Source organism: Streptococcus sp. 210928-DFI.4.42 (assembly GCF_020554365.1).
In the GTDB taxonomy this organism is placed as follows: domain Bacteria; phylum Bacillota; class Bacilli; order Lactobacillales; family Streptococcaceae; genus Streptococcus; species Streptococcus parasanguinis_S.
On sequence record NZ_JAJCHF010000026.1, the window covers coordinates 15,196 to 30,003 of the forward strand.

Annotated in this window: 13 protein-coding genes and 1 riboswitch; of the genes, 3 read left to right on the forward strand and 10 right to left on the reverse strand. The window is 41.7% G+C overall.

Features of this window, described 5'->3' with window-relative positions; translation table 11 throughout:
- Window positions 1-250 precede the first annotated feature (250 nt).
- From LIZ08_RS08960 to LIZ08_RS08970, 3 genes are all read right to left on the reverse strand, one after another.
- Complete coding sequence (locus LIZ08_RS08960) at window positions 251-1,600, reverse strand: hemolysin family protein (RefSeq protein ID WP_227038702.1); 1,350 nt, start codon at window positions 1,598-1,600, stop codon at window positions 251-253.
- Window positions 1,601-1,715: 115 nt separating this feature from the next.
- Window positions 1,716-3,197 (reverse strand): M protein trans-acting positive regulator PRD domain-containing protein, encoded by a 1,482-nt coding sequence (locus LIZ08_RS08965; RefSeq protein ID WP_049471761.1) that lies wholly within the window; start codon window positions 3,195-3,197, stop codon window positions 1,716-1,718.
- 136 nt (window positions 3,198-3,333) lie between these two features.
- Window positions 3,334-4,461 carry an AI-2E family transporter gene (locus LIZ08_RS08970; protein WP_003008322.1) on the reverse strand — a complete coding sequence of 376 codons (1,128 nt, stop codon included), beginning with the start codon at window positions 4,459-4,461 and terminating at the stop codon, window positions 3,334-3,336.
- 74 nt (window positions 4,462-4,535) lie between these two features.
- Between LIZ08_RS08970 and LIZ08_RS08975 the strand changes: the two genes are divergently transcribed.
- Complete coding sequence (locus LIZ08_RS08975; protein WP_024054785.1) at window positions 4,536-5,327, forward strand: ABC transporter ATP-binding protein; 792 nt, start codon at window positions 4,536-4,538, stop codon at window positions 5,325-5,327.
- 211 nt (window positions 5,328-5,538) lie between these two features.
- Here LIZ08_RS08975 and LIZ08_RS08980 read toward each other — a convergent pair whose 3' ends face one another.
- The 7 genes from LIZ08_RS08980 to LIZ08_RS09010 form a co-directional block, all read right to left on the reverse strand.
- Window positions 5,539-7,593, reverse strand: coding sequence for a cation:proton antiporter (locus LIZ08_RS08980; RefSeq protein ID WP_227038703.1), 2,055 nt, complete (start codon window positions 7,591-7,593; stop codon window positions 5,539-5,541).
- 12 nt (window positions 7,594-7,605) lie between these two features.
- Window positions 7,606-7,860 carry a hypothetical protein gene (locus LIZ08_RS08985; RefSeq protein ID WP_003005673.1) on the reverse strand — a complete coding sequence of 85 codons (255 nt, stop codon included), beginning with the start codon at window positions 7,858-7,860 and terminating at the stop codon, window positions 7,606-7,608.
- Window positions 7,853-8,410 carry a tRNA (mnm(5)s(2)U34)-methyltransferase gene (locus LIZ08_RS08990; protein ID WP_049514312.1) on the reverse strand — a complete coding sequence of 186 codons (558 nt, stop codon included), beginning with the start codon at window positions 8,408-8,410 and terminating at the stop codon, window positions 7,853-7,855. The genes LIZ08_RS08985 and LIZ08_RS08990 overlap by 8 nt, the downstream gene beginning before the upstream one ends.
- Entirely contained in the window at window positions 8,394-9,353 is a 960-nt protein-coding gene (locus tag LIZ08_RS08995) for a TIGR01212 family radical SAM protein (protein ID WP_227038704.1), read from the reverse strand. The genes LIZ08_RS08990 and LIZ08_RS08995 overlap by 17 nt, the downstream gene beginning before the upstream one ends.
- Window positions 9,354-9,406: 53 nt before the next feature.
- The gene (locus tag LIZ08_RS09000; protein WP_227038705.1) at window positions 9,407-10,057 is read right to left on the reverse strand and encodes a phosphatase PAP2 family protein; all 651 of its coding nucleotides are present in this window, start codon (window positions 10,055-10,057) and stop codon (window positions 9,407-9,409) included.
- The gene (locus LIZ08_RS09005; RefSeq protein WP_348634518.1) at window positions 10,047-10,619 is read right to left on the reverse strand and encodes an ECF transporter S component; all 573 of its coding nucleotides are present in this window, start codon (window positions 10,617-10,619) and stop codon (window positions 10,047-10,049) included. Before LIZ08_RS09005 ends, LIZ08_RS09000 begins: the two co-directional genes overlap by 11 nt.
- Window positions 10,620-10,821: 202 nt before the next feature.
- Window positions 10,822-10,971: riboswitch (FMN riboswitch) on the reverse strand.
- Between the two features lie 80 nt (window positions 10,972-11,051).
- A complete protein-coding gene (locus tag LIZ08_RS09010) occupies window positions 11,052-11,594 on the reverse strand; it encodes a tRNA (cytidine(34)-2'-O)-methyltransferase (protein ID WP_024055209.1) in 543 nt (180 codons plus the stop codon).
- Window positions 11,595-11,927: 333 nt separating this feature from the next.
- Between LIZ08_RS09010 and trkA the strand changes: the two genes are divergently transcribed.
- Both trkA and LIZ08_RS09020 read left to right on the forward strand, forming a co-directional pair.
- Complete coding sequence (gene trkA, locus LIZ08_RS09015) at window positions 11,928-13,283, forward strand: Trk system potassium transporter TrkA (protein ID WP_227038706.1); 1,356 nt, start codon at window positions 11,928-11,930, stop codon at window positions 13,281-13,283.
- Between the two features lie 5 nt (window positions 13,284-13,288).
- Complete coding sequence (locus LIZ08_RS09020; RefSeq protein ID WP_031577101.1) at window positions 13,289-14,728, forward strand: TrkH family potassium uptake protein; 1,440 nt, start codon at window positions 13,289-13,291, stop codon at window positions 14,726-14,728.
- Window positions 14,729-14,808 lie beyond the last annotated feature (80 nt).

Genomic DNA, 14,808 nt, shown 5'->3' on the forward strand with positions numbered 1-14,808 from the left:
ATTGCTTGGGTTGTTTGCATCCATGAGATCATGTCTACAAACACTATCTAAAGTAGCTAAAGTAAAATTTTTGAATGGAAATGGCTTGTTGCTTCATGTTTATTTTCTGCTTTCTTTATTTATGGGTATTATCTTACCGTAATTTTTTTTTGATGTCAAGACTATTTCAGAAATTTTTGAAATTTTTTGAAAATTCAACTGGTCCTGACAAGAAAAAACAGAGGCTGGAACACGTCCAGGCCTCTATATTCTAATCTTCTTTTGATTTTGTTTCTTCATCTTCCTCGACGATTTCAGAAATTTCAACTTTCACCTTGGTCACACGACCATTTTTTACTTTGTCATTTGTCAAAATGAGGTGTTTCTTTTGACTATCGACTTCACAGCTGAGTCGCTCTTTCAAGGTTGGAATTCGCCCAACCTCTGTCAGATAATACCCTGCAATGGTATCCACATCATCACTTTGCAACTCAACATCAAAATATTCGTTAAAGTCATTTAGTGACATGGCTCCTTGTACGACATAGGTATTGTCCGCAATTTCAAAGACATCAATTTCTGCTTTGTCAGTCTCATCGTCAATTTCACCGACGATTTCTTCCAAGAGGTCTTCAAGAGTAACCAAACCAGACATCCCACCATATTCATCAAGCAGAATGGCCATTTGATTTTGGGTATTGCGCAATTCCTTCAAAAGATCATCCACAAAAATGGTCTCTGGAACAAACAAAGGTTCTTGTAAAATCTTTCTTAAGACAATATTATCAAAGCCATTGATAAATCCTTCGTTCAAGAGACGTTTGGTATGGATGAGACCGATGACATTGTCCTTGTCATCATCATAGACAGGAATACGTGAAAAGTTTTGCTTAAGGATACTTTCAATGATTTCTTTGGTATCATCATTGATATCAACCATGAAGGCATCCGTCCGTGGCACCATGACTTCACGCGCTACCATTTCATCTAATGAAAAGATCCCTTGGAGCATCTCAATCTCGTCTGCATCTAGTGTTGCTTCACTATTGGTCAGCATATACTCGATTTCATCCCGCGTCATCTTTTCATCCGGATCATCGAATTCCATTGGCGTGATACGGCTCAAAAGGTTGGTCGACGCTGAAAGCAACCAAACAAAGGGGCTAACAATTTTTCCTAATAAAATGACAATCGGAGCTGTTCGAACAGCTAACTCATCTTTCAGGTTCATAGCGATTCGTTTCGGATAGAGTTCCCCAAACACGATCGAAATATAAGTCAAAAACGCTAGAGATAAAAAGCTTCCAGCTGCAATAGCCGTTTTAGTATTGCCCATCCATCCAGCAATGACATGACCGAGACTTTCTGCAAGACTCGCCCCAGATAAGATGGTAATCAAGGTGATCCCCACCTGAATAGTGGATAAGAAATGGTTCGGTTGTTCCAATACGCTAAGAAGACGAATATATTTTTTATCTCCTTCTTCAGCCTTTTGCTCTACACGAGAGCGATTCAACGATACCATTGACATTTCAGCCGCCGAGAAAAAGGCGTTCAATAATGTCAAAACAATCAATAAAATAAATTCCAGTAAAATTTCCTGACTGCCAGGGTCTTCCATGGATAATTTCCTCCAGTATATAATATCGTATATTATACCACAAAATAGGAGAGCCTGCATTCTTCTATAAAATTTTCTTTTTTTACCATCAAAAAATCAGGAACAAGTCCTGATTTTAGTGTTCTGCACTGGTAAAATCATAAAAGAAGGCATTGAGTTTTTCAACCAGCTCAAGCGATGAGAGACTACTTGTACAAATAAAAGGTTTTTTCTTTAATTCAGGCATCATAAAGTTGGCCACCACCACATCTGCATCCGAAGCTTCAATATCATCCACTGTCAGATTGTACTTGATCATCTGCGTAAATTCAAAGTTATCCGTACAATAGAAATCAAGGAAATCGATCATGGATTTGGCATGGTGATCGTCAAAACGACTGATAATCAAGACCTTAATGGACTTCCGACGGCGCAATAACTGCGGTAAGAGACGTTCCCAGTGAGTATAGACCGTATAGATCATGTGCTTGATGATCTCATCATTCAGATCATGCTTCATGGTCTTCATATAAGTGATGATATGCTCCTTCAAATCATCATAGAAGGCTGGGAAGATGCTCATGAAATCTTCGTTGGTATTGGTCTTGGTATCAAACAAGAGAAACTCAGAGAATAATTCCTTCCGATCGAGATGAGACGTGTTATGGACATGCATCAACATCTCATCAAGATTTTCAATGTCTAAATCATAGGTATAGCATAGATCCTTGAACATATCTTTGATGAGTCTAGTCGATTCTTTGGCATAAGGATCCGTTTCTGCAGCTTCGATCAAGCTTTCTGGACTGAAATAGAAATTCTCTTGAATAAAGATAATAAAGAACTGTTCCAGCACTTTTTCATTCAACTCGACACCCAACTGCAAGCTAAAGTAGCGCAACATCTCCTCGACATTGGTCACCCCTTGATACTGGTCCTTATACACATCATAGTTCGTTGGCATGTCAATAAAATAGCCTTGCTTAATCCGTGATAAGTAGACTGTCAAGAGAACTTTATAAGACCTGAGTACAGAGAAGGTCAATGGATAGCCATAGAGTTTGAAGAAGAAGGTGATCAAATCAGTCACCGCCTCTTCCTTAAATTCTGGGAAAGGCCACTCCATATAGTAATAACGTTCCGCAAAATATTGGGCATAGAAGAAACGAACGTCGATCTCATCTCCGACAAGATTCAAGGGTTTCAAATCAATCTTTACATTGTATTTGGTTTGAAGCTTCTGATTAATCGTCCGAATCAAGCGGTAGAAAGATTGGTAACTCAGATCAAACTTTCTGCAAATATATTCATTGGAAACATCCTTGTTGAAGAAAAGATATTCAATCAAGGCGAAGGCTTGTGATTCTTTAAAAAAGTGATGGTAAATGACCTCAAGCCCAACCGAATCCTCATAACTGATCTTGATCCCATTGGTAGAGGATTCAATTAAAAAGTCATCAAATGTACTACGAAGATTAGACAAATCTTCTTTTAACGAACGTTCTGTACAATCCAAACGCTTGGCCAACTCTTTTAAGTGGAACCATCTTTTTTCCTTAATCAAGATTTCCAATAATTGCAATTGGCGTCTCTGTTTTTTCGATAAGAGCAGTCTCATCTTTTCCTACCTTTTCATATTTTCTTTCAAAATCACTTATATTTTAACACATTTCATAGCACTTGTTGACTATTTTCCAGCATTTTTTCAAATAAATGTACAAAAAAGACTCCAAGGCCCATATAGGCGCTAGAGTCTATGATTTATTAATGATACCAAATTCTTCTTTTTTCTTCTGCTCCTTAGCAGCACGGTGGTTATCATAAAGATTTACCAAGAATTTTACAATTTCTTTTCCAATCGAATAGACTGGAATCGCAACGACCATCCCGATAATGCCGTAAATATTACTTGAGAGCAATAAGAGAACCATAATGGTAATCGGGTGAACCTTCATCACGCCTCCAACGATACGCGGATAAAGAATATTCCCATCGATCTGCTGGATAATCAACATGTAAATGACTGCTTTGATCATCATATCCATATCTGTGAAGGCATAGGTGATGATCATCGGAATCAACCCGATGGTTGGTCCTACATATGGAATGAGGTTGGCCAATCCAGAAAAAATGGCAAAGACCAAAGCGTACTTCAATCCAATAAAACTATAGCCAATGTAGGCTAGGGTTCCAATGATAAAGGCATCAATCGAAATCCCACTAATATAGCGAGAGACCGTTTCATTCAAACTAATCAAGAGGCTTGAAATGTGGAGTTTGTCATTGCGTAAAATGGTCCGCTCCAACATCGGTAATAACTTCTTCCCATCGACCAAGAAATAAACCAAGAAGACAGGGGTCATGATCAAGATAAAGACCGTATTGACAATGGTGTTAACCACACTTCCTAAACTGTTGGTCACACTATTCAAGAGATTTTGTAGGATATCCATATAAGAGAGATTCAACTGCTGAATCGTCGACTGGATATTCACATTTTGGAACAAAGGATTGGTCGAGAGTTTTCGAACCAAACTTTGAACTTCCCAGTAAAGTCCTTGAGTTGAATTGATCAAGCTGGTTAACTGATTGATCAAGATAGGGAGCAGATAAAAGATCCCTAAGCCAATGATCCCAAACAAGAGGACTAAGGTGATCAAAATCCCAAACACACGCTTGATTTTTAAGTGTTTTTCCAACAATTCAACAATCGGATTGGTAATGTAATATAAAAAACCTGCAATTAAAAATGGTAAGAGGATGGTATTCAGAACAGATACAAATGGAGAAATTAAAGTCCCCATTGATTTCCAAATATAGAAAATCACCGTCAATAATAAGATCTCACATGTCCAGAATAACAATTTACTATTTCGAAACATTCCTTACCTCCTGTTTTCTATTCTACCATATTTTATGATAGAATAAAGGAGATTTTAATCAAAAGGATGAAGTTATGAATAATTTGATTGAACTACAAGACGTCAATTTGATCCGCAATGGAAAAGCCCTTTTAAAAGAGATTAACTGGCAAGTAAAAGAAAATGAATGTTGGGCGATTTTAGGCTTAAATGGAGCAGGAAAATCGACCCTCCTCAAACTGCTCATGTCTGAATACTGGGCTAGTTCTGGCCAGGTAACGGTCCTTGGAACCCGCTTTGGAGAAGGGGGTATTCCTGAGTTACGTAAGCGTATTGGGATCGTTAGCTCCTTCATTTCAGAAAGACTGCCAGAACATCTTTTGACAGAGCAAATTGTCCTAACTGGTCAATACAAGAGTAGTATCTTATATGCTGCATACGGGGAAGAAGAACTGAACTGGGCACGGGATATGCTAACTTCAATTGGGGCTAGCTCTTTGATCGGCCGCAAATACCGTGAGCTCTCCCAGGGAGAAAAGCAGACCGTTCTCATTGCACGAAGCCTCATGGACCAGCCAGATCTGATCATTTTTGATGAAGCTTCTAGTGGATTGGATCTCTTTGCCAGAGAAAAGCTCCTCCGTCAGATCCATCATATCAAACAACTGGATCACGCGCCTACCATGATCTACGTCACCCACCATGCCGAGGAAATTACAACAGATATGACCCATGTCCTCTTACTCAAACATGGCCAAGTGGTCGAGCAAGGACCAAAGGAAAAGATCCTAACTCCCCATGTCCTTAGCCAATTTTATGAAGCACCAGTATCCCTTATTGATCTTGGTGATGAGCGACTCTTTGTCAAACCAGAAATCGCACACTGAAAAGAAAGTGAATAAAGCAAAAAGAGAGTGGGACAGAAATCGGTAATTCGTTAGAATTCGATTTCGTCGTCCCACCTCCGCACAGTTGAGTAGGGCTGTAAAAGCTGATGAAATCAGCGTAGTAGAGTCCACTCAACCACTGCGTCTTGATCGACAATCCAAAAATAATTGAGAGGCTAGGACTTTTGTCCCAGCCTCTTTTACTCTTATCTCAACGATTCCGTGCATACTCGATCATATCGTATGGAAGAGTGTTTGCACTTTCTCTTAGGGAGTAGCTTTCTAATTCATTGACATTTTGACGCATGCGACGCGCTTGCTTGGCGGTAATCAGGTGTTGCGCTTCGTATTCAAAAATAATCTTACGCTCCAAATAATAGCCTCTCAACATTTCATCGATATTATTTGGTTTTACCCGGTTAATAACCCGCTCCACAAAGGCTCCACTAGTAATAATGGCCGTCTCTCTCAGACGAGATTCTTGCAGGTAAGAGATCAAACTGCTCCGATAAACCCCTTTGAGGTCTTCCAAACTTTCAATGATGATTTCCGTATTGGCCAAATAAAGGGCCGCAATCTGGTCATAATCAATGGCTTCTAACTTTCTATCTTCTCGGTTCCACCAAGTTCGAAAGCCGGAACCTAATGTTAGGATTTCATGGACCAGCAAACGCAAGATGCGGAAAGAAACCAAGAGGTAGTATGTTAGACGAGACGAAAGGTTGCGATTGACCCGCTGCTCCATATTACGAAGATAGCGTTGGTAGACACGGTAGCCCCGCTCGCGCATCTTTCCTTCTTCGTAGGCTTGTTCCAAGCCGTCACTTTCAATACTCAAAATCAAGAGCTTCAGCTGTTCCCAGTCCTTTTGAATGAGCTTATTTTCTTGGCTTAGAATCAAATTTTCAATCCGACCATGATAGTTATCAATCGCCGCATACAAGGGCCCCTTGTGCTTACTATTCTTTAGGTCTGCTTCTAATTCCATGACGACATCATTTAAAATCGCGATCTGCATCAGGTAGTTATTGGTTTCTTCCTTATCTTCTGATAATTTTGGAAGCACCACTAAGCCAGCAATAAAGCTGACAAGGGTAACTCCTGCCACTAAAAAGAGTAGGACGGGGTATTCTTTTTCGATTTTGGTTGGAATCAAAAGGATCGTCGCAATCGAAACCGTTCCCTTCACACCCGAAAAGGTCAGCAATAAGGCATCTTTCAGATAATTTCTCAATGATTTTTTTAGTCGAGCCGTTCGGAACCAATAAAAGAGGTAAACCATGACAAAACGAATTAAAAAGAGCAAGGTTGTCAAAAGAAAGACAGAAACAACTAAAAGAAGATTGTTGTAAATGGGGCTACTTAAGATGGGCTTGGCGATCATTTCTAGTTCCATTCCCAAAATCACAAAGACCGACCCATTTAAGATAAAGTTGACCGTATTCCAGACGGTATGGCTCACAGTATCCACCCGGGCTTCAAGAAGGGTAATGTGCTTAAAGCGACTGGCTTTTAGGATCCCTGACACGACCACAGCGATGATACCAGACACATGGAGTTCTTCTGCTAAGAAAAAAGTCAATAACGGGAGACTCAATTCTAATAACAATTCACTGGCAATATCACTAGCGCGAACACTCAAGAGTAATGTTTGCAGCCAACGGTTCACAAAGGCCGTCAAGATCCCTACTGCAAACCCTCCTATAATGGAGATTCCTAAGGAAATCCCTGCCTCTCCAAGGGAGAAACTTCCGGTCGCAAGGGCTGCCAAGGCCACTCGAAAGGCAACTAGACCTGAGGCATCATTTAGTAACCCTTCTCCTTTTAAGATATTTGAAACCCGCTTTGGAAAGGTAAAGCGCTCAGATAGGGAAGCAAAGGCTACTAAGTCTGTTGGACCTAGAGCTGCACCTACGGCCATACAGGCTGCTAAAGGAAGGCTCAGCCACAAGGAGTGAGCTGCCCAGCCCAAACTAATGGTTGAGATAAAAATCACTGGAAAAATCAAATAAAGAATGATGCGCCAGTGCTTTAAGACAGAAGTAATATCTGCTTCTTCTGCCTCTCGAAATAACAGAGGGCCAATGACCAAGGCCAGAAAGAGCTCTGTATCTAGATGAAAATTTTCTTCTGGGACAAAGAGGGCCCAAACGATCCCTAGTAAGATTTGAATCAAAGGCAGAGGAAGGCTCGGCACAAGTTTATTGGTGACATTTGAGACGATCAAGATCATCGAGAAGATCACTGCATAAAGGAGTAATTCCATCTTCCTCCCTCCCTAACGTTCTTGGCAGCAAGTCTCGAATTGCTGTTTTAACTCCGCAATCTTTTGGTCTGTCTTGGTTACATCCTTGTGCTCAATCTTCTTTTGGCACCGTTCCATCTCAAGCGCAACCAATTTCTTTTTTATTTTGAGCATCTTTTTGGTCATATGGGCTTCATCATAAAAACCGATTGCACGCTCGTGAATGGTTGATTCAACAAAATGGTGTCTCAATCCTTCAATTTTATTTTTTAAATATTCTTTATCCATGACGGTAGCTTTCTAATTTTTCAATCATGACCAAAAACGGTGGTTGGTTCACTTGATTCAGTGTCCGGTAGATGGTCGCGGTGTAATCTTTTTGAGGGAGCTGACTGACAAAATCTAGCACTGCATCACGCTCGATGTCTCCTCCCTCATGACCATAATAGATCATCAAAGCCATTCGACCACCTTTTTCTAGGCGAGCACAGATTTTTTCCATCGCTTCAATCGTAGTAGCCGGAAGAGTAATGACTGATTTATCCGCAGATGGCAGATAACCTAGATTAAAAATAGCTGCTTTGAGAGTCTCCACATATTGATCCACATGCTGGTGGCCATCTAAAATCAATTGAACATGCTGAAGCCCCAACTTTTCCAATCTTTCTTGGGTATTTACAAGGGCCTGCTCTTGGATATCAAAGGCATAGACCTGGCCTGCTAGTTTAGCTAAAAAAGCCGTATCATATCCATTTCCCATGGTGGCATCCACCACCACATCTTCTTTGGTGATGACTTCTGCTAAAAATTGATGGGCCATTTCAAGTGGTCGAAGCATTGGCACTCTCCTTTTCTGCTAGCTTACATCCTTGGGTACTTCCACGACGACGCATTTCAGTTTCAATAGCGTTTAGGACTTCCCATTTGTTGAGACTCCACATAGGGCCAATCAACATTTCCCGTGGTGCGTCTCCTGTAATCCGGTGGATGACGATATGTTTGGGGATAATCTCTAACTGGTCACAGATGACCTTGACATATTCTTCCTGGCTCATGAGTTGGAGGCGCCCTTCATGATAGTCTCGTTGCATGCGTGTATTGGTCATCAAATGCAAGAGGTGCAACTTGATCCCATCAATTTCATTATCGGTCACACAACGGCGAACATTTTCCACCATCATCTCATGGGTCTCCCCAGGAAGGCCATTGATCAAATGGGAGACGATCTCTGCCTTGGGCACCTGTTGGCGAATACGCTTGACTGTTTCAACATAGAGATCATAACTATGGGCTCGATTGATCAATTCAGAAGTCGCTTCATAAGTCGTCTGAAGCCCCAACTCAATCGTCACATGCATGCGTTCTGTCAGCTCTGCTAGGTAGGCCAAGGTCTCATCTGGTAAACAATCCGGACGCGTACCAATGTTGATTCCTACCACTCCTGGTTCATTGATGGCCTGTTCATACCGCTCTCGAATGACTTCCACTTTATCGTGGGTATTGGTGAAATTTTGAAAATAGACCAGGTACTTCTTCACATCTGGCCATTTCCGATGCATAAAATCAATCTCTTTGTAAAACTGTTCTCGAATCGGAGCTTCTGGGGCCACAATGGCATCTCCTGAACCCGAGACCGTACAAAAAGTACAGCCACCGTGGGCGACTGTTCCGTCTCGATTGGGACAATCAAAGCCTGCATCAATAGGGACTTTAAAGGTCTTTTCTCCAAATAAGGTTCGATAATAATCATTCAAGGTATTGTAGGATTTCATACCCTTCATTATAGCAAAAAAAGAGTCGAACTCAAAACGCGAGTTCAACTCCTATTTGTTAGTTATTTTTGCTTACCTGTAAAGCGCCATTGAAATCGCAAGCGATCATACAAGGGATACTCAAACTGTAAGACAGCAAGACCCAAAATCATACTGCCAAGAACGTCTGATGGATAGTGGACCCCGACATAAACGCGGGAAACCACAATGGTCACAATTCCCAGAACCAGCAAGCCTTGAAGGCAATAGCGGGCTGTTTTATGTTTTACATGTTGGCTGATGATGATGATCAAACTTCCCAAAACAAGGGTAGACGCCAGTGAATGACCACTCGGGAAAGAAAAGCCTTTTTCCTCTACTAGATGAAGAATACTTGGTCTCGGTCTCTGGTAGATATTCTTTAGAAGAAGAACCAAAAGACCAGTCAATACCAGATTGCTTCCAAGGAAGAGGGCCTCGCTGTACCATTTCTTACAGGCAAAGACCGCTAGCAGAAGACCCACCCAGATGACAATGATCTTGGTATCCATGACATGGGTTACCTTGGTAAAGAAGGCCGTCAGTGTTGCAGGCAGATCGCCTCGAATAGCAGATTGAATCGTGCTATCAAAGCCTGTTAATTGTTGCGGGTAAAAGCGAATCACATACCCAAGAATGACAAAAATGAGAAGGGCGAAGCTTGCCTTCGCCCAATGTTGTTGTTTATTTTTCATATTTTTTCAAAATCGGTTGCAATAAGGTATAGATCAACCCAAATGCGATGGCCCAAATCACCCCTTCGATCAGGTTAAACGGTGCAACCATTGCTGCTAAATAGTGGACAAGCCCTAGTGTTTTCGAAATATCATAGTTCATAAAACGAGCATACAAAGGGATTGCATAGACATAGTTCACCAATACCATCGCGATACTCAAGCTGATCGTTCCAACAATCGTTGCCAGGACAAATCGACCATGGGTCCGTTCCTTGTTCCAAATCCATGCAAAAGCAAGAACAAAAACAAGAACTCCAATGATATTGATTGGTAATCCGATCAAGGTTTCAAGTCCCTTATTATTAAGGGCTAATTTAAGAACAGATCGGATCAAGGTCACCCAAACGGCACTTTTAAAGTCCAACAGGACCAAGGCCAACAAAATGGCGATGATACTCAAATCAATTTTGAAGAAATCTATCAAGAAAGAAAATTGATAGAACATCAAAATAAAAGATAAAGCGGATAAAACAGCCACTAGGGTCAGTTTACGTGTATTTGTCATAACAGGTTCCTCCAATTTTTTAAAAATTAGAGAAGCTGGAAAGACGTCTACTCCATCATTCTACTCTAAACTATTTAAACAAAGCTTAAACTAGAAACTATTCTAGTTACTTTAGCTGGTCTCCATCGAAACATGCCGTTAGTCCGTCTTAGACTCCAAGGTACTATTCCCATGCATCAACTCTAAACAGATCAGAATAGCTGTCAGTCTATTCGTCTCTCGTCTTCTCCCATCCAGACTATACTGTCGGTTGTGGAGTCACACCACATCAGCTTGCGCTCGCGGACTTCTTTTAGAGTACGGAAAAGAACATTTCCTAGTAAAAGTCACCGCCGGTCGGGAATTACACCCTGCCCTGAAGACCCTTTTATGATAACAAAAAAAACTTGCCTAGGCAAGTTTTTGTAACGTCATGGATTACATCGTTCGGGTTTTAATTTTTCGTTCTTATTTGAGCTTGTCGTGCTCATAACGATGGCTCAACTCCAGCCCCTTAAAGCCCTGCTGGCGGAGAGCCTCATAGACAATCATGCAGACGGTATTGGAGACATTTAAACTACGGACATGCTCGTCATTCATCGGAATGCGAATGGCCTTCTCTTCGTGCTGGCGCATAAATTCTTCCGGCAATCCTTTATCTTCGCGTCCAAACAAGAAATAATGGGACTTCCCATCCTGATAAGAAACGTCCGAATAGGTCTGATTTGCAAACTTGGACACTAGGTGTACCTGACCGTCGCTCGCTGCTTCCATAAACTCTTCTAGGCTATCATAAAAACGGACATCCAGCTTGTCCCAATAATCGAGTCCTGCTCGCTTCATTTTGCGATCATCGATCGGAAAAGCCATGGGTCGTATGATATGCAAGGGGGAATTGGTCGCCGCACAAGTCCGTGCAATATTTCCCGTATTTTGTGGAATCTGAGGTTGGAACAAGACGATGTGGTTTTGAGCAGCTGACTCTTGGTAGTCCAGTTCTTCAATATTCATACTCGATCTCTTTCTGATAAAAAAATAGCCACACTGCCCGGAGTCAAGCTCAGCAAACAGCGTGGTTACAGCTTCATTAACTTAACTCACAACAGGTTTGAGGTAAATCAACGAAGGTACTTTCTAAGTATAACACTTTTGAAGCTCCTGTCAATAGTTTTTTTAGATTTTTTTAAGAAACTTTACCAAAGTTTTCAATCCCTCCTCGTTCTACTCTTTTGACGATTTTTCCTACTTGTTCTTAGCTTCTCAAAATTCCACCAGAAAATCCTTAAAAAAGATGAATTTTTCTTGAAAATAGAGTATGATAGAAGCATACTCTGGAGGTATTCTATGAAAATTATTGTTGTTGGTGGAGGAAAGGTCGGAACGGCCCTTTGTCGTTCTCTCGTTGCTGAAAACCACGATGTTATTTTGATCGAAAAAGACGAATCCGTTCTTAACCATATTACCAAACGGTTTGATATCATTGGAATTTTAGGAAATGGGGCAAACTTCAAGATCTTGGAGCAAGCAGATGTTGAAGACTGCGACATCTTCATTTCCATGACCGAGTACGATGAAGTGAATATGGTCTCTGCTGTTTTGGCTAAAAAAATGGGAGCCAAAGAGACCATCGTTCGGGTGCGGAATCCGGAATATTCCAATTCCTACTTCAAGGAAAAAAATATCTTGGGCTTCTCCCTGGTTGTCAATCCTGAATTGCTGACAGCTCGTTATATTGCCAATATCATTGACTTCCCAAATGCCCTTTCTGTGGAGCATTTTGCAAACGGCCGTGTTGCCTTGATGGAATTTAAGATCAAGCCAGATAGCAATCTCTGCAATATGAGCCTCTCCCAATTCCGAAAGAAATACGGAAACGTCATTGTTTGTGCGATCGAGCGTGGCAACGAACTCACGATTCCAAATGGAGACTTTGTTTTGCAGCCCCAAGACAAGATTTTCGTGACAGGAAATAGGATCGAGATCGTTCTCTTCCACAACAATGTCCGACCTCAAGTCATTAAGAGCATGATGATGATTGGTGCCGGAAAAATTGCCTACTATCTGCTCAATATTCTCCAGGATGTGCGTCGCAAAATCGATCTCAAGGTCATCGAGGTCAATCGCGAACGAGCTGAATTCTTTAGCCAAGAATTCCCTGACCTCTATGTCGTCCATGGAGACGGAACCGCTAAAGACATTCTTTTAGAAGAGAGTGCCAATAACTTCGATGCTGTGGCTACTTTGACAGGGGTCGATGAAGAAAACATCATCACCTCCATGTTCTTAAATTCTGTCGGAGTCAAAAAGAACATTACCAAGGTCAACCGAACTAGTCTGTTGGAGATCATTGGCGATCAAGATATGACCAGTATCGTTACGCCAAAACGCATCGCTGTAGATACCATTATGCACTTTATTCGTGGACGCTACAATGCACAGTTCTCAAACCTAGAAGCCTTGCACCATGTCGCAAACGGCCGGATTGAAACCTTGCAGTTCCAAATTAAGGAAGACAATAAACTAACCCAATATCCCCTCTCTGAATTGAAATTGAAAAAAGGCGTCTTGATCGCTGCCATTATTCGAGACGGCAAGGCTATTTTCCCAAATGGAGATGACCGTTTGATGGTAGGAGATCGGATTATCGTAACCACCTTGATTCAAAATGTCACTAAAATCTACGATTTAGTTGAGAGGTAAACCTGATGAATAGAAGCATGATTCGTTACCTCTTGTCCAAGCTCCTCTTAATCGAGGCAGCGCTCCTGATCGTTCCCTTAGTGGTCGCTGCAATCTATCAGGAACCTGCCAAGGTTTTTGTCTCAATTGGGGCAACCATGGCCATCTTACTTGGGCTGGGGCTCCTTGGTAGTTTTCACAAACCAAAGGACTTTCACATCTATGCTAAAGAAGGAGTCCTGATTGTAGCACTCTGTTGGATCCTCTGGTCCTTCTTTGGTGCCCTTCCCTTTGTCTTTTCGGGGCAAATCCCCAACATTATCGACGCCTTTTTTGAAGTCAGCTCTGGCTTTACAACAACAGGGGCAACGATTTTAGATGATGTAGGTGCCCTCAGCCATTCTCTCCTCTTTTGGCGCAGTTTCACCCACTTAATTGGAGGGATGGGAGTATTGGTCTTCGCACTTGCCATTATGGACAATAATAAGAACAGCCACCTTGAAGTCATGAAGGCGGAGGTTCCTGGTCCAGTGTTTGGCAAGGTCGTTTCCAAATTAAAAAACACAGCTCAAATCCTCTACTTCTTGTACTTGGGCTTGTTCTTCCTTTTTGTGGTTCTTTATTTCCTTGCTGGCATGCCCCTTTATGATAGTTTTGTCATCGCCATGGGGACGGCTGGAACCGGGGGCTTTACCGTTTTTAACGACGGAATTGCCCACTACAATAGTAGTTTAATCACCTATTTGGTCAGTATCGGGGTTTTAGTCTTCGGGGTTAACTTTAACCTCTACTACTTCCTCATGATCCGAAAATTCAAGGCCTTCTTTAAAGATGAGGAATTGCGGACCTATATCACCATCGTCCTCGTGTCCAGTGTCTTGATCGCGTACAATGTCCTTCATCTCTATGCCAATGTCGCTAAGAGTTTTGAGATTTCCTTCTTCCAAGTTTCCAATATCATCACCACTACCGGTTTTGGTTATGGAACGACGGAAAAATGGCCTCTCTTTTCTCAGTTCATCCTCTTGATGCTGATGGTTGTCGGTGGTTCTGCTGGATCGACCGCCGGGGGGCTAAAAGTCATTCGGTGCTTGACCTTATGGCGAATCGCAAAAAATCAGGTTCTTTCGACCTTGTCTCCGAATCGCGTTCTGACCTTGCATGTCAATGATACGGTATTGGATAAGGATACACAGCATCAGATCCTCAAGTACTTTACAATATACAGTTTTATCACGATCGGCCTACTCTTTGTAGTCAGTCTAGACAATAATAACTTCATGACGGTTGTCAGCGCTGTCTTTAGTTGTTTCAACAACATTGGACCTATGATTGGAACAGGTCAAACCTTCTCCATCTTTAGTCCGATTTCAAAACTGTTACTTTCCTTAGCCATGATTGCCGGACGGCTTGAAATCTATCCAATGATTCTTCTCTTCCTCCCTAAAACGTGGTCTAAACGCTGATAGACAACTCTTGTACAAAATCAACGAGAGTGGGACAGAAATCGGTAATTCGTTAGAATTCGATTTCGTCGTCCCACCTC

Bases quoted from the DNA above. Each gene is read 5' to 3' on its own strand.
- trkA (WP_227038706.1), top strand. From the start codon at position 11,928: ATGAAAATTATTGTTGTTGGTGGAGGAAAGGTCGGAACGGCCCTTTGT.
- LIZ08_RS08975 (WP_024054785.1), top strand. From the start codon at position 4,536: ATGAATAATTTGATTGAACTACAAGACGTCAATTTGATCCGCAATGGA.
- LIZ08_RS08990 (WP_049514312.1), bottom strand. From the start codon at position 8,410: ATGCTTCGACCACTTGAAATGGCCCATCAATTTTTAGCAGAAGTCATC.
- LIZ08_RS08985 (WP_003005673.1), bottom strand. From the start codon at position 7,860: ATGGATAAAGAATATTTAAAAAATAAAATTGAAGGATTGAGACACCAT.
- LIZ08_RS08960 (WP_227038702.1), bottom strand. From the start codon at position 1,600: ATGGAAGACCCTGGCAGTCAGGAAATTTTACTGGAATTTATTTTATTG.
- LIZ08_RS09010 (WP_024055209.1), bottom strand. From the start codon at position 11,594: ATGAATATTGAAGAACTGGACTACCAAGAGTCAGCTGCTCAAAACCAC.
- LIZ08_RS09000 (WP_227038705.1), bottom strand. From the start codon at position 10,057: ATGAAAAATAAACAACAACATTGGGCGAAGGCAAGCTTCGCCCTTCTC.
- LIZ08_RS08980 (WP_227038703.1), bottom strand. From the start codon at position 7,593: ATGGAATTACTCCTTTATGCAGTGATCTTCTCGATGATCTTGATCGTC.
- LIZ08_RS09020 (WP_031577101.1), top strand. From the start codon at position 13,289: ATGAATAGAAGCATGATTCGTTACCTCTTGTCCAAGCTCCTCTTAATC.
- LIZ08_RS08995 (WP_227038704.1), bottom strand. From the start codon at position 9,353: ATGAAGGGTATGAAATCCTACAATACCTTGAATGATTATTATCGAACC.
- LIZ08_RS08970 (WP_003008322.1), bottom strand. From the start codon at position 4,461: ATGTTTCGAAATAGTAAATTGTTATTCTGGACATGTGAGATCTTATTA.
- LIZ08_RS08965 (WP_049471761.1), bottom strand. From the start codon at position 3,197: ATGAGACTGCTCTTATCGAAAAAACAGAGACGCCAATTGCAATTATTG.